The 19,107-nt window shown below is 41.6% G+C and carries 20 protein-coding genes and 1 riboswitch; of the genes, 14 read left to right on the top strand and 6 right to left on the bottom strand.

From position 1 onward, the window contains the following. Nucleotides 1-138: 138 nt before the first annotated feature. Nucleotides 139-465 carry a hypothetical protein gene (locus ACTWQL_RS06320; protein WP_443141609.1) on the bottom strand — a complete coding sequence of 109 codons (327 nt, stop codon included), beginning with the start codon at nt 463-465 and terminating at the stop codon, nt 139-141. A gap of 350 nt (nt 466-815) precedes the next feature. Between ACTWQL_RS06320 and ACTWQL_RS06315 the strand changes: the two genes are divergently transcribed. Next, entirely contained in the window at nt 816-929 is a 114-nt protein-coding gene (locus tag ACTWQL_RS06315; RefSeq protein ID WP_443141608.1) for a TlpA family protein disulfide reductase, read from the top strand. A gap of 189 nt (nt 930-1,118) precedes the next feature. After that, nucleotides 1,119-1,565 (top strand): tetratricopeptide repeat protein, encoded by a 447-nt coding sequence (locus ACTWQL_RS06310; protein ID WP_443141607.1) that lies wholly within the window; start codon nt 1,119-1,121, stop codon nt 1,563-1,565. A 255-nt stretch (nt 1,566-1,820) separates the two neighbouring features. Here the strand turns inward: ACTWQL_RS06310 and ACTWQL_RS06305 are convergent, their stop codons facing one another. The 4 genes from ACTWQL_RS06305 to ACTWQL_RS06290 form a co-directional block, all read right to left on the bottom strand. Then, a complete protein-coding gene (locus ACTWQL_RS06305; RefSeq protein WP_443141606.1) occupies nt 1,821-1,997 on the bottom strand; it encodes a YjcZ family sporulation protein in 177 nt (58 codons plus the stop codon). A gap of 163 nt (nt 1,998-2,160) precedes the next feature. Then, nucleotides 2,161-3,921, bottom strand: coding sequence for a Rieske (2Fe-2S) protein (locus ACTWQL_RS06300; protein ID WP_443141605.1), 1,761 nt, complete (start codon nt 3,919-3,921; stop codon nt 2,161-2,163). Between the two features lie 123 nt (nt 3,922-4,044). After that, complete coding sequence (locus ACTWQL_RS06295; RefSeq protein WP_443141604.1) at nt 4,045-4,443, bottom strand: CBO0543 family protein; 399 nt, start codon at nt 4,441-4,443, stop codon at nt 4,045-4,047. Next, the gene (locus tag ACTWQL_RS06290) at nt 4,436-5,596 is read right to left on the bottom strand and encodes a DUF2515 family protein (protein WP_443141603.1); all 1,161 of its coding nucleotides are present in this window, start codon (nt 5,594-5,596) and stop codon (nt 4,436-4,438) included. Before ACTWQL_RS06290 ends, ACTWQL_RS06295 begins: the two co-directional genes overlap by 8 nt. A gap of 68 nt (nt 5,597-5,664) precedes the next feature. On the opposite strand from ACTWQL_RS06290, the gene shc reads away from it, so the two are divergent. Continuing rightward, on the top strand, nt 5,665-7,545 hold the full coding sequence (gene shc / locus ACTWQL_RS06285; RefSeq protein WP_443141602.1) for a squalene--hopene cyclase: 1,881 nt from the start codon (nt 5,665-5,667) through the stop codon (nt 7,543-7,545). A 169-nt stretch (nt 7,546-7,714) separates the two neighbouring features. Here shc and ACTWQL_RS06280 read toward each other — a convergent pair whose 3' ends face one another. Beyond that, nucleotides 7,715-8,317: a hypothetical protein gene (locus ACTWQL_RS06280; RefSeq protein WP_443141601.1), complete on the bottom strand. Its 603-nt coding sequence runs from the start codon at nt 8,315-8,317 to the stop codon at nt 7,715-7,717. 194 nt (nt 8,318-8,511) lie between these two features. Here ACTWQL_RS06280 and ACTWQL_RS06275 point away from each other — a divergent pair, with 194 nt between their 5' ends. The 11 genes from ACTWQL_RS06275 to ACTWQL_RS06225 all read left to right on the top strand — a co-directional run bounded on the left by ACTWQL_RS06275 (nt 8,512) and on the right by ACTWQL_RS06225 (nt 19,098). Further along, a complete protein-coding gene (locus ACTWQL_RS06275; RefSeq protein WP_443141600.1) occupies nt 8,512-9,006 on the top strand; it encodes a PCYCGC motif-containing (lipo)protein in 495 nt (164 codons plus the stop codon). Nucleotides 9,007-9,499: 493 nt separating this feature from the next. Then, a riboswitch (cobalamin riboswitch) is annotated at nt 9,500-9,685 on the top strand. A 133-nt stretch (nt 9,686-9,818) separates the two neighbouring features. Then, on the top strand, nt 9,819-10,790 hold the full coding sequence (locus ACTWQL_RS06270; protein WP_443141599.1) for an ABC transporter substrate-binding protein: 972 nt from the start codon (nt 9,819-9,821) through the stop codon (nt 10,788-10,790). Beyond that, nucleotides 10,753-11,814, top strand: coding sequence for a FecCD family ABC transporter permease (locus ACTWQL_RS06265; protein WP_443141598.1), 1,062 nt, complete (start codon nt 10,753-10,755; stop codon nt 11,812-11,814). The genes ACTWQL_RS06270 and ACTWQL_RS06265 overlap by 38 nt, the downstream gene beginning before the upstream one ends. Beyond that, nucleotides 11,815-13,284: a heme ABC transporter ATP-binding protein gene (locus ACTWQL_RS06260; RefSeq protein ID WP_443141597.1), complete on the top strand. Its 1,470-nt coding sequence runs from the start codon at nt 11,815-11,817 to the stop codon at nt 13,282-13,284. Continuing rightward, a complete protein-coding gene (gene cbiB / locus ACTWQL_RS06255) occupies nt 13,281-14,246 on the top strand; it encodes an adenosylcobinamide-phosphate synthase CbiB (protein WP_443141596.1) in 966 nt (321 codons plus the stop codon). Before ACTWQL_RS06260 ends, cbiB begins: the two co-directional genes overlap by 4 nt. Further along, nucleotides 14,221-15,300 (top strand): threonine-phosphate decarboxylase CobD, encoded by a 1,080-nt coding sequence (gene cobD / locus ACTWQL_RS06250; protein WP_443141595.1) that lies wholly within the window; start codon nt 14,221-14,223, stop codon nt 15,298-15,300. Before cbiB ends, cobD begins: the two co-directional genes overlap by 26 nt. Continuing rightward, nucleotides 15,279-15,872 (top strand): bifunctional adenosylcobinamide kinase/adenosylcobinamide-phosphate guanylyltransferase, encoded by a 594-nt coding sequence (locus ACTWQL_RS06245; RefSeq protein ID WP_443141594.1) that lies wholly within the window; start codon nt 15,279-15,281, stop codon nt 15,870-15,872. The genes cobD and ACTWQL_RS06245 overlap by 22 nt, the downstream gene beginning before the upstream one ends. After that, nucleotides 15,838-17,343, top strand: coding sequence for a cobyric acid synthase (locus ACTWQL_RS06240; RefSeq protein WP_443141593.1), 1,506 nt, complete (start codon nt 15,838-15,840; stop codon nt 17,341-17,343). The genes ACTWQL_RS06245 and ACTWQL_RS06240 overlap by 35 nt, the downstream gene beginning before the upstream one ends. Further along, nucleotides 17,340-18,131, top strand: a complete 792-nt coding sequence (cobS, locus tag ACTWQL_RS06235; RefSeq protein ID WP_443141592.1) for an adenosylcobinamide-GDP ribazoletransferase — start codon at nt 17,340-17,342, stop codon at nt 18,129-18,131. The genes ACTWQL_RS06240 and cobS overlap by 4 nt, the downstream gene beginning before the upstream one ends. After that, nucleotides 18,089-18,706, top strand: coding sequence for a histidine phosphatase family protein (locus tag ACTWQL_RS06230; protein ID WP_443141591.1), 618 nt, complete (start codon nt 18,089-18,091; stop codon nt 18,704-18,706). The genes cobS and ACTWQL_RS06230 overlap by 43 nt, the downstream gene beginning before the upstream one ends. Next, on the top strand, nt 18,658-19,098 hold the full coding sequence (locus ACTWQL_RS06225) for a bifunctional adenosylcobinamide kinase/adenosylcobinamide-phosphate guanylyltransferase (protein ID WP_443141590.1): 441 nt from the start codon (nt 18,658-18,660) through the stop codon (nt 19,096-19,098). Before ACTWQL_RS06230 ends, ACTWQL_RS06225 begins: the two co-directional genes overlap by 49 nt. Nucleotides 19,099-19,107: the final 9 nt, after the last annotated feature.

Genomic DNA, 19,107 nt, shown 5'->3' with positions numbered 1-19,107 from the left:
TAAAAGTAGAGACTCGGAAAAATGAGGGGGATGCAGAAGGGAGAGAGGAGAATTTCTTATTATGTATCAGTGTTTCTTTGTACATTGTTTCACATATGTGTTCAAAAAGAGAGGGAAATCATCATGATTTTTCTCTTTTTAATTGGCGATCATGCATAATTGATCTTCTTTAGCTATTTTTTCAAGCTGGACGGTGAAGTCAATCGCCTCGTGGATCGATCGGAAGTATTCCGACACATAATACGGTTGCTTGTAGTCGAATCCTCCGCATTTTTTTGATGGAAAGACAACAACATTCCATTGGTATGCGCCAGTCATTTTATCCATTTCAGTACCTTCAAGCGCGATGAGCCAATGGGTGTATAGATCACACTTGGATTTTTCCTGCACAGAGAGCAAGTCAGCATTACCAATAACCACAAGGGACCTTTGATAAAACTCACCATAATTTGGGGCGTTTTTCATCGGCAGCACTCCTTTTCATTTCTATAACCTGTCTGATTTCACAGGTACAAGTATGATTATTTGATATTACTATCAGTATATGTTTCAATTTCCATAAAGATTTTAATTTTTTATAATTTTTAAAAAATTATTCTCTTTTGTTGTTTTCTGCACCATTCACTCCCTTTCTGCTGGTGATCCACAAGCCTTCTCACTTACACAGGACTTGTTGTTTAGTTGAAGAACCTTAAATTGCTGCGGGGCCCCAGGGTTGCTATTTCCTCAGGAGTGTGGGGAAGTTCGCATAAAAGAGATTGTATTAGTTTAGCTTTTAAGCTACTATTAAAAATTTGCTTCAAAGGAGTGATTTCATGCTTTTAGAAAAAATGCCCTCGGTACAACTGACAAACATGGATGGAGAGGAATTTTCGACCGATCGATTACGTGGTAAAAAAGCGCTCATTTTCATGTGGGCTTCCTGGTGACGATGCCGAGAACATCTGCCTGGATGGCAGAACTTTTATGAAAAATATCAAGATGAAAACTTCGAGATATTATCAGTCGCTGTCGATCTACAAGGGCCTGAAGTTGTCAAGCCGCATATCTCAGGAACGACTTTTCAGACAGTAGTCGATACGGACAATACGCTTTCGAATCTATTCGATTTCAAAATCGTGCCTAATGGGATTTTTGTAGATGAAGAGGGAACAATCCGTCTTATAAAACAGGGATTCAAGGTTGGCGAACAGGAACACGTACAAGCAATTGAAAAACTGATCAATAAGGAAGTTGAAACAGTCGAATTGGAGGACATCTATTACGAACCGAAGTCCGCTCAGCAACATTTGCAACTCGAGCTCGCAAAAACGAAATTCAAGCTTGGAATGGAATACTTGAGTCAGCAAAAAAAGGAAGAAGCTTTGAGAGAGCTAGATGAAGCGATCCGGTTGGATCCCGATAACTTTCTAATTCGTAAACAACGCTGGTATATCCGTTATCCTGAGAAGTTCAAAGACCCGATTGATGTGGAATGGCAGCAAGCTCAGTTGAAACAAGAACGAGAAGAAGAAGCGAATTGTGGTCCGGACGGTTGTGAAATTCCAGGTACAGATCAGAAATAATGTGAAAGCTTTTCCGAAAAACAAAAAGAAAATAAGAGAAGATGAAAGGCTGACACTCGTCAGTCTTCTTTTTATGTGAGAATTATATCTACAACTGAGAAGTAGACTAATTCACAACAATAAAGGAAGCTTGGCAAAGCCAAGCCTTTAGCGCAGGCTGAGCCTTAGTTGTGCTTATACTTTCTTTAAGTATCAAAAAGGACCTTCTGCTACAAAGGTCCCCCCAAAATCTATTATTCTTCAAATCATTCAATCCTAGTAGCCATATCCTCCGTCGCAGCATCCACCATAACCGCCGCCATGACCGCCATGGCCGCCATGACCGCCGTAGCCACCGCCTAATGCTGTAGCCCCGATGATTACCAACAAGATGAATAACACAACAATCAACGCAAACGTTCTTCCGTGGCCAAAGCCTTTACCGTCACTCATTTTCTCATCCTCCTAAAGTTAATCGACACAATAGCAATATATGTGGACGGAAAATGAAGTATACAAAATTGGACGAAATTGGACAAAAATAGGCATCAGGATACTTGTCCCTTAAACGTATACCTAATTTGGATAGGTTAACAGCCTATTTGGTGATTTGTCCTCATTCCTCTTCAAAAAGCTTTTCACCTTTATGGAGTCTCATTGCAATTTGGGCTGTGTGCGGCATTTCTCTGGCAGTCGGAGCATGCCCAGCAAGATATCTTGTAATTGCTAGAATCATAGTTTCTTGTGCTCGGTTTGCTAGTAGTGAACGCTCATCTGCCCAATAATCATGTTCAACGATTCCGGCTTCATACATCTGGAAGGAATGGAATTCAGCATCTTCCCTTAACAATGCATGACCGAGTGTATTGAAGAGGGGAGCTTTTTCTCCACCTTGAGACAAATAGCTAATCACCCATCGTGCACTTTCTGTTACCTGTTGCTGTTTGTTCATGAGCTCCAGCAATTCGGAAGGATTTTGAGGTTTTGTAATTCCTTCCACAGGTTTCGGTTTTCTAGCTGCTGGCATATTCAAGAACCGGTCTAGATAGACACTCATTGCACCATGGAAAACACCACGTGTCAATTCGGCGGTTGTTGAACGACGTAAACTTTGGTGTACGGCGTGTGCATGTGTGAACGTATGCAGGACCGTGATCCAATCACTGAAATCATTCTGGGTGTGAAAACGAGCAATTCTTTCCGCAGCCGCCAAGGCAACTAATTGTGAGAGGCGTACGGGAGAAACTCCAGCTTCCAGCGCCTCCAACATCATTTCAACAGTTTTAATCGGTTCATCGGATAATAACTGTTCCAGCATTGCTTCTTCGTCAAAAGTTCCTTCAACTTTCGAGGCAGCCTCCAGGATACACGGCAGTTTTTCAAATGCTTCGTTCAAAGGGGGCACAAGGTTTACAGGGGATTGCCAACTGTGGGATTCTTCACTCCGAGAAACATCGGATACTCCTGGAAGCAAGGATGTCAATACATACGAACGATATTCTTCCCCTACATGATCAAGCACCTCGAAGGCTTTATTATGGAAGTCGAGGGTATGGCCGGTATTGATATAAAAGTGGTCCGTTATTGCGGCCATCATCATATCCGCAAGATCATCATCCGACCAACCAGATTCGATGGCTGTCAAGAGGACCCGTTCCGCACCTTGTGAATCACGGACTTCCACACAATGACGGTACCATTTCTTCAACGTGTCAACAGACTGATTTTCCATCTCCTCTGTTACCGGGAGGGAACCAAGTAAAAAGCGAGTCCCCATTCCCGAGCTTTCTCTGGCAACGTGCACAAGTCCTTGATACAAAGCAAGGATTTTACCCGTTTTATCTAGCTTCGGTAAAATATTCGTCATTGCAGTCAAGATCGTGAGACCTGAACGCCATCCACTTTGCCGATGCTTCGTACCGAATTCCACACCTACTTTTGCGATTTCTCCAGGGGAGACGCCTGCCTCCATCAGACCGACGACTGCTTTCCCAATGACGAGGCTGAGGCTCTGTTCGAGACCTTCTCGAAGGCGTTGTTGTAATTTTTTCACGGTCACTTTATGATGGGGGACCGGTTCGACCCAGACCTCGCCATCCTTCACTTGTACAGGATAGGTCGGGACATCATCTGCCCAAGGGTCTAATGTTCCACCACTTTTCACATCAAACCGCGCATGATGCCAGTGACAGGTCAGAATACCATCACAGAGACTCCCCATGTGGAGAGGAAAGCCCATATGGGGACAACGATTATCAACTGCATGCAGTTCTCCTTCATGAAAAAACACCGCAATACCATGCTTACCTTCTTTGACGATTTTTGCTCCATCTTTCTTTAATGACTCGAGTGGCCCAACAAGAATAGAATCAGACATGAACACTCACTCCTTATAAAGATTACGAATCTTTCACCTTCTACCATATATTACTGAAAAACCATCGTAATCCTTCATAAGTTGAAAGTTTTCTCAGTCAAAAGGCTGAGATTGGGATCCGGTTCACAACATATTCCGCTCTGTCCATCTGTACAATCCCCATAACACGAGAATGAATACCATATATCCGAAGAAAGAATAGGCGTGCGACCAGCTAAGGCTATGTGCTAACAAACCTAGATGTTCACTAATTATTTCAGCGAGCATCGCAACAAAAGAGATAATCAGGATGAAAAAGAGCCGAAGTAAATTTTTTGATATTATTGTCAAAGCATAAATGGCTGCCATTGTGAAAACCGGTATGACGATCAGTGTGAAACGGATATCAATCATAAAGATATGGGGGAAGGGCCGTTGCAAAAAAGTATAGAATCCCAGTCCTGAAAAGAACAATTCCATGTAGGTGCAGATAAGCACGGAAGCAAGTATTGCAACAACATAGGGGAGTCGCTTTTTACCCATTTCGGAGGAAGATCGCTTTCTTCGCAAACGTCGTAAAAGCGAGTTTTTCAAGTGATTTACAATAGGCATGCTGAATCTCACCATCCACATTTTTCGGATTCTCAATTAGGTAATCGACGACATTAACATTGTTGAACCAATCTTCTTGTAATGGCTCATTATGCAAAATGTCTTTCCATGCAAATTGAAGCTCAGGACTATACAAATGAACGGCACCAGGTTTAAGTCTGCAATTTTTTACTTGAGGATTATACAACCGACCAGGGAGGGTTTCTTTTACACATTTAAAAAGTTCAGGCCAATAATCCGTTCTCGATCCCGTATGGGGTGTTCTCTGTGCCCATTGGAACAACCGCTTATATCTTTCCAGATTGGAATATAATAATGCGTACATTCGTTTACCAAGCTCGATTCTCTCATGAAGAGAAGTAAAATGGTGAAGGGTTTGTCCGGTCAGTTTTGTTTCTCCAGTTTGATCATAGGGGAACAGGATATGATTCAGGCTTAACACATCCTGTAAACTGAATTCAATCGTCTTTAAGATCTGGTTCTGTTGTTCATTGATCATCAATTGTTTTTCCAGATAGCTTTGCTCGTTTATGATCAGCGATACTGTCAACAAGGGTCGGTTTCCTGTACGCCAAAAGAAATTCCAAACCGACTCCATGAAGGTAGAAACTGAAAGGCAAGGCAATAAATGAAACAACGGCTGCTTTAGCTCCAGGCTTATTTCATATAATCGTAATTGGGGAAAGACATCCTGAAAAATCAACCAGTTACCTCGTTCGAGGAACATGAAAAACTTTTCCTGCTCATCCACCGTAAGAAGTTTTGAAAGGAATTCTCCTTTCAGGTCCGTCATATTCCATCCACCATTCCGCGACACCATATGGCCCAGAAAGGCCCAGTGGATGTCAGGATATTTTTTATAAAAATCGAGATATGCTCTCGTTCTAGTGACGTTGTTTATATTCAATTCCTGGGTCATATCAGTGATTTCTTCGATCAGATTCCTTTCAGTTGCAGTTAACGAAGGTGAATCTGCATAAGAACCCATGCTCAACTTTTCCTGAAGCTCAATTTTTAGTTGAAGTAGTTCTCCAGAAATTTTTTCTGGTTTTGTTTTTGGCTTGGTAATCTTGAAAATCCTCATCCGCTCCTCTCTTACGAATTGGAACTGATACAACCGAATATGTATTGGTATAGGGGAGGTAGATGACCTTGAAAGATGGAATCGATCGTGAAATCAATCGGATCATTTCGATTTTAATAAAAGACCAGACGCAAGACGGTTCGTGGGATTACGCCTTCGAAACGGGTATTGCAACAGATGCTTATATGATCATTTTATTACGTTCGTTTGAAATAAATGATGAAATGTTGATACAGGCCGTCGTTCAACGGATAACAGGAAAACAAGAGGACAGCGGTTCCTGGAAGTTATTCCATGATGCGGAAGAGGGAGATTTATCATCTACGATCCAGGCTTATTACGCGTTATTATACTCAGGATATGTCAGTAAACAGGAGTCCCGAATGCGTGCCGCCAAAAAATTCATTCTTGAGAAGGGTGGGATTGAAAGAGCAGAAACGTTTACGAAGACCTTGCTAGCAATAACAGGTCAATATCCTTGGAAATCACTTCTACCTTTACCAATTGAAATCATCCTGTTCCCACTTAGTGCTCCGCTCAATTTCTATGATTTTTCAGTGTTTGGAAGAGCGAATATTGCACCGCTCCTCATCCTTTCTCATTTTAAATACACAAAAACCATATCCCGTACTCCTGATCTCAGCGATTTATTCGTCCATAACACGGACACAGACCTTGAAAAGCGGAATGAAGATTGGCGAAATCTATTAGCCTCTATGAAACATCAATTTCAAAAAATGACCGATAAACCTGCTGATTTAAAAAGGAAGGCAGTGAGGGGAGCCGAACAATACATGCTGAAACGTATCGAACCCGACGGAACGTTATTAAGTTATTTCAGTTCGACCTTCTTGATGATATTTGCTTTGAATGCGCTGGGATACACTTTGAAGAATCCAATGATGGTAAAGGCAATCAATGGATTAAGGAACATGGCCGTTCAAATTGGTGATGATCTTCATATGCAATATACAACCGCGAATGTCTGGAATACGGCTTTACTATCACATGTCCTACAGGGTGCGGGAGTACCTCAGTCTCATAATGTGATCCAGCGGGCCAATCGTTATCTGTTATCACGCCAGCACACCCAATTTGGGGATTGGGTCCTGAGAAATGCAAATACGATGCCTGGAGGATGGGGATTTTCGTCTATCAATACGATTAATCCAGATGTCGATGATTCTACCGCCAGCCTTCGATCCATTTGTGAGGTGACAGAGGAGCAGCCCATCTATCAACAATCCTGGTCCAGGGGGATCAGATGGATCTTATCGATGCAGAATGACGACGGGGGTTGGCCTGCTTTTGAACGCGGTGTCGATAAAAAATGGCTTGCTCTTGCTCCGATCCAGGGTGCTGAATATCTATTATTGGATCCATCTACAGCAGATTTGACAGGAAGGACGTTGGAGTTCTTCGGTAATTACTCTTCAATGAACAAAGATCATCCCGCGATAAAAAAGGCGCTAAAATGGCTAAAAAACAACCAACGAAAGGAAGGATCCTGGTACGGTCGCTGGGGGATATGTTATATCTACGGGACGTGGGCAGCATTGACGGGAATGGCTGCATTCAGAAAAACTACCACCGATCCTTCTATAAAAAAAGCTGCAGATTGGCTACAATCTATCCAGAATCCGGACGGGGGATGGGGGGAGTCGTGTAAAAGCGATATCGAACGGAAATATGTTCCTCTCAGAGAAAGTACCTTGACGCACACCGCCTGGGCTGTTGATGCCTTGATCGCTTATGCCGATAATAGTACACAAGAGATTGAAAAGGGTATCGCTTATCTGATCGATCAAGGAGAGAAAGAAGACTGGACGACTACTTACCCCAAGGGACAGGGGATGGCTGGTGGTTTCTATATCCATTACCACAGCTATAGATACATCTGGCCGTTACTCACACTGAGCAATTATCGTAGAAAGTTTTTAGAGCAATGATCAAGGTTGGATGAAGCAGATATTATCGAATTGAGTGAACCCGTTGACAAGCGGGTTCACTTCGCATTACATCTACCTGAGGCAGATTAGGTCTAATTTACTAAATTGCTCAAGATTACACCAAAATTGCTCAAGTTCCCTACAAATTGCTCGATCACCACCTATGTTATTAAATCGTTTTCAAAAGGACTCCGCAAGGGTCTTCTGATTGTTCGAGTCCAATATTGCTGATGTGTATTTCTAAAATTTCTGTCCTGTTACCAATTATCGCTTCAATCGGGTCGATTTTTTTATTGAAAAGACGCTTTAAATCGTTTTCGAGACCAGCTTGTGCACAAACAATTTTCATTTTATCAATTGTAGAAGTATCTTCCTGTGCGTCAATGACGTCACGATGGGTTTGAAGTTCTATGGAAAAGTCATAGGGTGTAGATATGAACGTACGTCTTTCCCCAGTTTTCACTGTCCACTCCATGATATCGGCTTGCTGACATAGTTGATCATGTTCATCTTCTGTAACCAAAAATCCAATATGGTCAAAGGTGCTCCGTTTTCCATATCCGAATGTAACATTCACATTTCCTTTTTTCATTTCGATGATCCTGAATAGAATACCCTTATCCTTGAAATCTTCCCAGGTCAACGGGGGATTGAATGAATCGAATTTACCATTCAATTTTCCATTTCGTTGATGGACCCGAAATCCTAGTTTCAGATAATGATTTTCCATTTGTTCTAAATTTGGCGTCCAGTAATGATAATGAAATAACATGTAATCCTCCTAAACATGGCTTTGTGCTAGTATATCGAAAAATTGTCTATCTACCTTCCTTCATAAGCAGTAACTATACTCAAACTATAGTCTGACAAAAGGACTGTCACAATTCTAATACATTTCCATTACACCACATGCAGTAGATAGTGTTATGATAGATAGGAAAATACACAATGGAGTGAACAATAGAAATGAAAAAATTAAGTAGTTTATTCTTGGTATTTATCCTTAGTATTTCGCTTGTGGGTGCATGTTCCAATGATGAGCATAATGAATCTCAAGAGTCTCATGGTGAAGTGCATCAATTAGCAAATGGTGACTTGCGTGAAAAAACGGCGTCCACAGAAGCTATCCCGACATTTTTAAATGATAAATCTGAAGATATGCAGAATATTTACAGAGCAGCAGCAATGCATCAGGATCTCCTTGAAAAGATTCCTTGCTATTGCGGTTGCGGTGAGTCAGCAAACCATAAGAACAACTATGATTGCTTCATACATGAAAATAAAACGGATGGCTCACTCGTATGGGATGATCATGCAACAAGATGTAAAGCATGCCTGGATACCGCGGTGAAGTCGATGCTTGAATACAAAGATGGGAAATCAGTAAAAGAAATCCGAAACATGATCGATGAACAATATAAGGACGGGTACGCTAAACCGACCCCTACACCAGAAGTTTAAAAGCTCCCTTAGTGGGGCTTTTTTATTGAATTTCGCGACCCTCTTGGAAAACTGAGTGAGGCGAGAACCCACAGATGATTCGCTGTTTAAATAGCGTGAATTACTTAATTTCATAAATTAACGGACTTCAGAGACGTTATTTGTGACAAAAACGGTCTTTCAGAATTTATAACGGACACCAGAGACGTTATTTGTGAACAAAACAGCTGATTTTCCCGATAATTACGAAATAAGGTCTCTCATGTCCGTTAGTTTTGTAAAATCATAGTGATTTGGTCAAATAAGGTCTCCTGTGTCCGTTAAAGGTTATCCGACAGTGAAGTTTCGCAGAAATCAACAATAAAAACTAAACTATAAATCTAACAGAGCTTTCTCTCAAATAAGCTATCATCACTTCGATTTAATGAAACAATGCCTTTATAACAAAAACTTTTCTGAAAAGTCTTGCCTATTGATTATAAATGTAGTGTATAATCAAACATAGCGGAAAATTTCATAGTTTTACAGAGTTGGTGTCTTTTTTTCAAAGACTTAATAGGGAAGTTGGTTAGAATCCAACGCGGTCCCGCCACTGTAATTGGGAGTCAGCTGCATTAAGCCACTGTAGAAAATAAACTACGGGAAGGCGCAGCGGACGATGACCATGAGCCAGGAGACCTGCCAACACTGAAACCACTGACAAAACCTACGCGGATAGGGGGTGTGTTACGAAGTTCGATCATTCTATCAACTGATTCGAATCTAACAGCATCTTCATATCACTTATGAAGATGTTTTTTTATGCAAACACAACAAACAGGAGGCTTCATGTAATGAAAAAATTGATCTTATTTGTATTTACGTTATTAATGTCGATCGGATTGATCGCTGGATGTGGCGGAGATCAACCACCAGCTGACGAAAATACATCCAACCAAGAAAGCTCTGAAAGCAATCAAGGTGATTCCTTTCCAATTACTATAAAGGATGCGCTTGATGAAGAAATTGTCATAGAAGAACAGCCTGAAAAAATCGTATCACTCATTCCAAGCAATACAGAAATAGCTTTTGACTTAGGACTTGGTGAAAATATCGTCGGTGTTTCAGACTTTGATAATTACCCTGAGGAAGCAAACAGTAAAGAAAAAGTTGGCGGACAAGAACTGAATATCGAGAAGATCATTTCCCTGAAGCCTGATCTTGTACTTGCCCATGCGTCCAGTGCACACAACTCGACTGAAGGATTCAAACAGTTGAAAGATGCTGGTATTCAGGTTCTTGTTGTTAACGACGCACAAAACTTCGAACAGGTCTATGAGTCTATCGAAATGATTGGAAAGTCAACTGGTAAACAAAAAGAAGCTGATCAAATTGTAAGTGAAATGAAAGAAGAAATCGATGCAATCAAAACGAAAACACAAGAAATATCTGAGAAAAAATCAGTATTCATCGAAGTTTCACCCGCACCCGAAATCTACACACCTGGGAAAAATACTTTCATGAATGAAATGTTGACGATCATCAATGCTGAAAATGCAGCCGCTGATTTGGACGGTTGGGCGAAGATCGATCAAGAAGCAGTTGTTGAGAAAAACCCTGATGTCATCATCACAACCTATGGATATTATACTGAAAATGCAGAAGAACAAGTCTTCTCCAGAGAAGGATGGAAAGATGTTACAGCTATAAAAGAGAAACAAGTCTATGACGTCCATTCAGATCTTGTAACACGCTCTGGTCCACGGCTTGTTGAAGGAGTAGAGGAACTTGCAAAGGCGGTTTATCCAGAAACATTTACAGAATAATAGAATACTAGCTTACCTTTCGGCTTTCGCTTTTCTGTTCATAGCTATCATTTTAGGTATATCAGTCGGTACTGTTTCTGTGCCTGCGTTAGCAATCATCCAAATCGCAGGTCATGAAATTTTTCCGTTCACATCCATCGATCATATCGACTCGATGTACACAAGCATTGTCATGAACATCAGACTTCCAAGAGTCATTCTTGCTGGTATTGTTGGTGCTGCTCTCGCGATTGCCGGAGCAGCATTCCAAGGTCTATTGAGGAATCCTTTAGCAGATCCTTATACGTTAGGGGTATCTTCGGGAGCGTCTGTAGGGGCAGTCATCACACTTTTTTTCCAATTGTCGATACCAGTTGTGGGATCCTTTACACTTCCTTTATTGAGCATCCTATTTTCCTTCATCACGATTTTTCTCGTCATCAGTTTTGCACGGAAAATTGAACGTTCAATGAGAGTGGAGACAATCATTTTAACCGGTATCATTTTCAGTTCTTTTCTTGGAGCTGTCATTTCCCTAATGATTGCATTGACGGGAGATGAATTGAGACAAATCATTGGCTGGCTTTTAGGAAGCGTTTCGATGAGAGGATGGGAATACATCAAAATCATTTTACCGTTCTTCGCCATCGGTTCTGCTATTCTCCTTATAAACGCAAATGAATTGAATGCGATGTCTTTCGGGGAAGAAAGAGCCCATCATCTCGGTGTAAATGTCCATCGTAGGAAAATGGTCATTTTGACAGCTGGTTCGATATTGACAGGAGCAGCTGTGGCAGTTTCTGGAACGATCGGGTTCGTCGGATTGGTAATTCCGCATTTGACCAGGTTGTTATGGGGACCTGATCATAAGCACTTATTACCCTTATCCATATTAACCGGAAGTGGGTTCCTGATTCTTGCAGATCTAGTTGCAAGAACAGTGATTTCGCCGACAGAGCTTCCGATTGGTGTCATTACAGCTCTAGTCGGAGCACCGGTATTTGGACTGATCTTAATCAAACGTAAGACGGAAAGAAGTGGTTAAATGCTAAGCGTAGAAAACCTATCTGGTGGTTATGGCGATGCACCGATTTTAAAAGAAATAACCTTTAAGGTGGAAAAGGGAGAAATGTTCGGTGTCTTAGGACCGAATGGCAGTGGCAAAACGACCTTACTCAAGATGATCAGTGGAATTTTGACATGTCAAAAAGGGCAAGTCTTCATCAATGATAAACCGCTTGAAAGCTTTCCATCCAAGGAGTTGGCAAAGGTTGTTGCTGTCCTTCCGCAACACTCTGACCAGGGTTTTTCTTATACCGTAAGAGAAACGGTTTCCCTCGGGCGATATGCACATCAAAAAGGTTGGTTCCAATCGTGGAGCCAGCAAGATGAAATCATTGTCAACAAAGTGATGAATCAAACGGGGGTAACAGCCTTTCAGAATAAAAATATCCAGTCTTTATCAGGTGGGGAACGCCAACGCGTATTTTTAGCTCAAGCATTGGCACAGGAACCCGATATCTTGTTGTTGGACGAACCAACGAACCATTTGGATCTTTCGTTTCAAAAAGAGCTGTTGGACCTGTTGAAGCAATGGACGAAGGAACGTGGGCTGACGGTCATCTCGATTTTCCATGACCTGAACCTTGCGGGATTATATTGTGATCGGTTATTACTATTGGATAAAGGATCAATCAATATCCAACAAACCCCGAATGAAGTCTTACGAGAAGAGCGGATCGAAACCGTTTATCAAACCACGATCGAAAAGCAGCCACATCCGAAGGTACCCGCACCACAAATGGTATTGCTGCCGAAAATGTTGACCAAGAAACCAACTGAAATCCAGATCGACTCAATGAATTTGACAGTGTCCGATGAACGGATCGTACTACAAGCACCAGTGCCGTTACGGACGATGTCATCAGGTGTAATCGGCTCAGGAACAGGTTGGCACCAAACATTCATCAATAGACATGTCGATCTTGACTATAATTGCAGTGACCACAAACAAGAAATGGCTGAATATCTAAAAGAACATGGGTTTGAACCCTCTGATTCTGTTGGCATGATGACCGCAGTTCACCTGAAAGACGCAGCGTTCCACTCGTATGAAGGAGATGGTTTTTCCATCTTTGTCATCGTCACTGCCGGAGTAGGAAATGCAATTGATGCTTCAAAAAGTATACTTCACGATTTTGAGATGCAACCCGGAACGATCAATACTTGGATATTCGTCAATGGAAATATGACAGAAGAGGCATTCATCCAAAGTGTGATGACAGCGACAGAAGCTAAAGTCAAGGTTTTGCATGATCAAGAGATAAAAGATGAAGCGAATGGTACATTTGCGACTGGGACGTCAACTGACAGCGTCATGATTGCTGCTACACAATCTGGGGAAAAGCTCGGTTTTGCTGGATCAATCACACCTCTCGGAAAACTGATCGGAAAAGCAGTGTACGAATGTACGACCGAAGCGATTCTAAACTATGAAAAAAGGAAACGGAAATGATCCTGTTTCATTTGTGCGCGATTACACTCGCATTCGTTATTGATGCATTGATCGGTGATCCGCCTAATTGGCCTCATCCAGTCCGATGGATGGGTAGATTGATAGCCTTTCTAGACACAAAATTGAACAAAGGTCGTTTCCGATTACAAAAAGGAGTCTTCATGATCCTTTTTGTTGTATTACTTGTCGGGTCAATTACAACCTTGATCGTATGGTTTTCTTATCAAGTGCATCCTTATATAGGCATACTGGCAGAGGGGATCATCATCTCGACTACAATAGCCCGCAAGAGTTTGAAACAAGCTGCAATGAATGTCTATCAACCTTTAAAACAAGCAGATCTAAGCAAGGCTCGGAAGGAACTTTCCTACATTGTCGGACGTGATACCGAGAAATTGGATGAAGGTGAAATCACCCGTGGTGTGGTGGAAACAGTTGCTGAAAATACAAGTGATGGAATAACAGCTCCTATGTTCTGGTCCATGGTTGGCGGAGCACCAATCGCAATGGTCTATAGGGCGATAAATACCTGTGACTCGATGGTCGGATACCGCAATGAAAGATATCATCAATTCGGATGGTGTTCAGCAAAAATGGATGATATCGTCAATTGGATTCCCAGTCGATTAACTGGATTGGTAATGATGATTTGCAACAAACCGACACACCTCAATAGGAAAAACGCCTTGAGGATTTGGAAACGTGATGCGAAAAAACATCCAAGTCCGAACAGTGGATGGGGTGAGGCAGCCGTTGCTGCTTTGCTAGGTGTTCAACTTGGCGGAATAAACTATTATGACGGGGTCATTTCTAAACGATCAGTGATGGGAGATCCTATTGTGCCCTTGGGAAGTAATCATATCAAACAGGCGAATTCAATCATGCAAAACACCGTAACAGGATTTCTATGCTTGTTATGGATAGGAGGGATGTTGTATGAACTGGCCACCTCATGGTTCTAATCCTAAATATTTATACGAAGCAATCGATATCCCAATGCCAGAGGAGATCATTGATTTCAGTGCAAACATCAATCCGTTGGGACCGCCTTCTGAATTGAAGGAACAATGGATGGATATGTTTCATAGAATCATAGATTATCCTGATCCACATGCAACTTCTCTAAGAAGGAGCATTGCTGAAATTGAACAAGTCGATCCGCAGTCCATTCTGATCGGAAACGGTGGTGCCGAGGTGATCAGTCTCGTTTCAAGGCTTTTGGCGGGTAAAAATGTACTTATTGTCCAGCCTGCGTTCTCAGAATATGAAAAGAGCTGCCGCGTAAATGAATGCAACATCAGCTATCATCAGCTCGAGGAACCTTTTTGGACATTGGATATCGGTAAACTTTTACACAAAATTAAGAAAGCTGATGCACTTTTTCTATGTCATCCAAACAATCCGACCGGCGTACAGTATCGGTTTGAAATGGTTTTGGCATTGATAAAAGCTTGCAAAGAAGCACAATGCCAAGTCATCTTGGATGAAGCCTTTTATGACATGTTGGATGATTACCGGACGTTCATCCCATATGTCGAGGAATTCGAAAACCTGACCATCATTCGTTCGATGACGAAAATGTACGCTGTTCCAGGACTGAGATTAGGTTATATGGTGGCTCCTCCTGAAATCATACGTCGAGCTGAGAGGTTCCAAACACATTGGGGTATAAATTCACTAGCGCTTGCTGCGGGTGAGGTTTGTATACAAAACACTGACTTTTTACAGGAAACAAGAAGATATATAAGTGAAGAACGTCAAAAACTATTTGCGTTTTTCAGTAAAGAAGGGTACCAATTCTCTCCTTCAGAGGTTAACTTTTATCTTTTTCGAGATCCTGATTGTGAAGATCAACTACCGTTATTTCGGCATTTTCTCGAACAAGGGATTGTCCCAAGGCATACGTTCAATTTCTCAGGTTTGGATGGAAATTGGCTTCGTTTTGCCATCAAATCTTCAGGTGAAAATAATGAGTTGGTCAAGGTGTTAAAAAAATGGAAACAACCTCACACATGATATTTATAACGGGTGGTGTCCGAAGCGGTAAAAGCAGTTTTGCCGAGAAGATGGCTATGGAAAAAGCGATTTCCAAGGGTGGAAACCTTCATTACATTGCAACAGGTTTGCCTTCAGACACAGAGATGAAACTGCGGATTGAAAAGCATAAACAACAAAGACATCAATGTAACCAGAACTGGAAAACTTGGGAGCAGTCCAAAAATATTGGTCTGCTTACTGAAAACTTTACGAACAAAGACATCTTGCTACTCGATTGTTTGACGACGCTATTGAATAATGAACTTTTCGGTGATGAAACTGCTCAAAATAACAGGATGATGGGTTCCATTTTAAGTGGAATCGGACGGTTAAGGAAAAACTGCCAATCGCTGATCGTTGTCAGTAATGAAATCTTAAATGAACCACTTCAGGCGAACGAGCTTGTTCTTTCATATAAAAAAATGTTAGGACGTTTGCACCAAGAAATCGTGAAACAGTCGGATCAAGCGTTTTTAGTCGAATCTGGTGTTCCGGTTTTGATGAAAGGAGGAGCAGATGAAAGGAATCATGGTTCAAGGGACAGCTTCTGATGTAGGCAAGAGTTTGTTGACCACAGCTATTTGTCGTTTGTTTGCAAATGAAGGGTGGAAGGTAGCACCCTTCAAATCACAAAACATGTCTAATAATTCTTATGTCACCATTCATGGAGAAGAAATAGGGCGTGCTCAAGGAATTCAGGCTGAAGCTGCAAGGACGGAAGCATCTGTTTGGATGAATCCAATATTATTGAAGCCGCGATCTGATCAGCATTCTGAAATCATCCTTCTTGGAAAATCGCTCGAAACGATGTCTGGAAAAGGATATCGGGATCAGTTTTATGACAAAGGGATAGAAGTGGTTCAATCTGCCCTTGAGTATTTGGAGCAACAATATGATGTCCTAGTCATTGAAGGGGCAGGCAGTCCGGTTGAAATCAATTTGAAATCCCGTGATCTCGTAAACATGAAAGTGGCTGAAATGGCTGATGTGCCAGTCGTGCTGATCGCGGACATCGATCGAGGTGGAATATTCGCAAGTATAGTTGGGACGCTTGAGTTACTGGCACCAGAAGAACGGGAGAGGGTCTGTGGATTGATCATCAATAAGTTCCGAGGAGATATCCGTTTATTCAATGATGGGATTCAATGGCTTGAAGAAAAGACAGGGGTCCCTGTTCTAGGTGTCATTCCCTATATCGACCATCATGGGATTGAAAGTGAAGACTCCTTATCGTTACAGAATCAACTACCCAAATCCCAAAACAGAGAAATCGATTTGGTCGTCTTGCACTTACCTTATGTCTCAAATTACAGCGACATCGAACCGTTCGCTTATGAACCGGATGTGTCTATCCGTTGGGTCAAACATGGGGATGAGTTCGGAAATCCCGACGCCGTCATCATTCCTGGAACGAAAAGCACAATTAATGACTTAGATTACTTGAAGTCCGTTGATCTCGATCGTCAAATAAAAGATTTTACCCAAACAGGCGGGTTTCTGATTGGGATTTGTGGTGGTTTTCAGATGCTTGGCAATTTCATTATTGATGAAGCTGGATCGGATACTGGGGTCATTGGCAAAAAAGTAGAAGGATTGGGACTTATTTCTGCTCAAACTGTTTTTCATCCGGTCAAAGACACGAAAAGAGTAATAGGGTCGATACTCTCCTGTAACAAAAGAGGTTCACTATTGGTTGAAGGTTATGAGATCCACTTAGGAAAGACAACACACGCTGAATCAAAACAAAATTTCATTGAACTTGAAAATGGCCGAATGGAGGGGTTCTGCAATGAAAATGGAACCATTATCGGAACCTATCTTCATCATTTGTTCCATAATGATGATTGGAGAAATGAATGGTTGAACCAGATACGTGAACATAAAGGATTAAAGAATAGATCACCTATCTATGCTGCTCATCTGAAGGAAGAACGGTTTGATTCCCTTGCCGAACGACTAAAAAAGAACCTTGACTGGACTCTTTTGAAAGCAATCATCTTTGAAGCGGAGAGCAATAAATGAAGTATTTGTATGGTTTTATTATCAATTTTCAATTCTTTACGATGATTCCCATACCTGTGGAAATAAGTATTGATGATGACCACTTGAAAAAAGCAGTAAAAACCTTCCCGTTGTTAGGGTTGTTTCAAGGTTTTATATATGCTTTAACTGTCTATTTTCTCCTTCAATGGACACCGTTTTCAAATCTTGCAATTGCATTCATAATCTGGTTTGTAATGATCCTTTTGACGGGCGGGATCCATCTTGATGGCTGGATGGACACGAGCGACGCTTATTTTTCCTATTCCAGTATCGAGAAACGGCTGGAGATCATGAAGGATCCGCGCACCGGTGCATTCGGAGTACTTTCAGTCATTGTATTATTAAGCGCAAAATTTTTGTTCATTTATGAAATCGTATCTGGAATTACATTTACATCTTATCTATTGATCATCATTCTACCTTTTTTAAGTAAAGGGATAATGGGGCTGCTTCTTATGACAGTACCACTAGCCAAAGAAGAGGGACTTGCTTACCATTTTCGAAAAGCTGGAGACTCTTCAATACGTTTGGTTTATTTAGTCTTTTGGATAGGGCTCACCGGGCTCGTTGCGTTGATTGATTTTAGGACGTTTTTTCCTATTTTGATCATGTTCATCGTTGTCGTGATTTGTTTCATTTTCCTACGTTCAAAAACAGTCAAATGGTTTGGCGGCATTACTGGTGATGTGCTAGGAGGATCGGTTGAAGGAGTTGAATTGATGTTATGGATGACAATCTGGTTGTTGCATTATTCCGTCATGGTATAACCGAAGAAAACAAACGGAGGGCTTATCTCGGCTGGTCCGATTCACCTTTATCGATAGAGGAAGCATTGTCCATACGACCAATAATACAGTCCTACGATCTTTATTTCTCAAGTGATTTGAGGCGTTGTATTCATACATCAAAACTTCTCTTTCCAACCAAAGATCCGATATATCTATCTGAATTTCGCGAGATGAACTTCGGAAAGTGGGAAAAGAAAACCTATCCACAACTGAAAGATCTCAGTGACTACCAAAGATGGTTATCTGATCCGTTTACACATTCACCACCTGATGGCGAACTTTTTTCAAACTTTCAATGTCGGGTTCAAACGGGTTGGAACAAGATTGTAAATCGAATGTTTGATGCCAATTGTTCACGTGCTGCTGTCGTAACACATGGAGGCGTGATCAGACTGTTATTGCGTGAATTTGCTCCGATTGGGAAAGAGTTCTGGGAGTGGACTGTACCACATGGAATTGGATTACAGCTTATTTTCGAAAAAGAAGCATTGAGGAGGGGAGAGCGATGCACTTTGTTACGGGAGGTGCCTATAATGGCAAAAGGGCATGGGTGAAAAATCTGTACGACCTTCCCACTATTGATAATTTCCATTGGGTTTCAGCGTATGAGGGCAAAAATCTGCTGGAAGATCCAATACAAATCAGGTCTCAACTGCTGATTCTTGAGGGGGTTGAACTTTGGATCAAAGAAATGATTTTGCAAAGGGATATCGATGAAACCAGAAGTAGCTGGAATAGAAAATTAATTCAATGGCAGAGATGGGAAAATGAAAATCAGAAAAACAGAGTCATTCTGATCGGAACGGATATTTCTAAAGGAATCGTCCCTTTAGAAATAAGTGTGCGGACATGGCGGGATGTAACAGGTTGGTGTTATCAAGATACGGCTACAAAAGCTGATCGAGTCGATCTGATCTGGTATGGCATCCATCAACGAATCAAATAGGAGGAGAGT

It is taken from the genome of Pseudalkalibacillus sp. R45, from assembly GCF_052246725.1.
GTDB lineage: Bacteria > Bacillota > Bacilli > Bacillales > Fictibacillaceae > Pseudalkalibacillus.
Note: the sequence above shows the minus strand (reverse complement) of the source record. Positions and strands in the feature narration are given on the sequence as shown.

Bases quoted from the DNA above. Each gene is read 5' to 3' on its own strand.
- cbiB (WP_443141596.1), top strand. From the start codon at position 13,281: ATGATCCTGTTTCATTTGTGCGCGATTACACTCGCATTCGTTATTGAT.
- ACTWQL_RS06240 (WP_443141593.1), top strand. From the start codon at position 15,838: ATGAAAGGAATCATGGTTCAAGGGACAGCTTCTGATGTAGGCAAGAGT.
- ACTWQL_RS06270 (WP_443141599.1), top strand. From the start codon at position 9,819: ATGAAAAAATTGATCTTATTTGTATTTACGTTATTAATGTCGATCGGA.
- ACTWQL_RS06245 (WP_443141594.1), top strand. From the start codon at position 15,279: ATGGAAACAACCTCACACATGATATTTATAACGGGTGGTGTCCGAAGC.
- cobD (WP_443141595.1), top strand. From the start codon at position 14,221: ATGAACTGGCCACCTCATGGTTCTAATCCTAAATATTTATACGAAGCA.
- ACTWQL_RS06275 (WP_443141600.1), top strand. From the start codon at position 8,512: ATGAAAAAATTAAGTAGTTTATTCTTGGTATTTATCCTTAGTATTTCG.
- ACTWQL_RS06260 (WP_443141597.1), top strand. From the start codon at position 11,815: ATGCTAAGCGTAGAAAACCTATCTGGTGGTTATGGCGATGCACCGATT.
- ACTWQL_RS06230 (WP_443141591.1), top strand. From the start codon at position 18,089: ATGGATGACAATCTGGTTGTTGCATTATTCCGTCATGGTATAACCGAA.
- ACTWQL_RS06305 (WP_443141606.1), bottom strand. From the start codon at position 1,997: ATGAGTGACGGTAAAGGCTTTGGCCACGGAAGAACGTTTGCGTTGATT.
- ACTWQL_RS06225 (WP_443141590.1), top strand. From the start codon at position 18,658: ATGCACTTTGTTACGGGAGGTGCCTATAATGGCAAAAGGGCATGGGTG.
- cobS (WP_443141592.1), top strand. From the start codon at position 17,340: ATGAAGTATTTGTATGGTTTTATTATCAATTTTCAATTCTTTACGATG.
- ACTWQL_RS06295 (WP_443141604.1), bottom strand. From the start codon at position 4,443: ATGGGTAAAAAGCGACTCCCCTATGTTGTTGCAATACTTGCTTCCGTG.
- ACTWQL_RS06315 (WP_443141608.1), top strand. From the start codon at position 816: ATGCTTTTAGAAAAAATGCCCTCGGTACAACTGACAAACATGGATGGA.
- ACTWQL_RS06320 (WP_443141609.1), bottom strand. From the start codon at position 465: ATGAAAAACGCCCCAAATTATGGTGAGTTTTATCAAAGGTCCCTTGTG.
- ACTWQL_RS06300 (WP_443141605.1), bottom strand. From the start codon at position 3,921: ATGTCTGATTCTATTCTTGTTGGGCCACTCGAGTCATTAAAGAAAGAT.
- ACTWQL_RS06280 (WP_443141601.1), bottom strand. From the start codon at position 8,317: ATGTTATTTCATTATCATTACTGGACGCCAAATTTAGAACAAATGGAA.
- ACTWQL_RS06290 (WP_443141603.1), bottom strand. From the start codon at position 5,596: ATGAGGATTTTCAAGATTACCAAGCCAAAAACAAAACCAGAAAAAATT.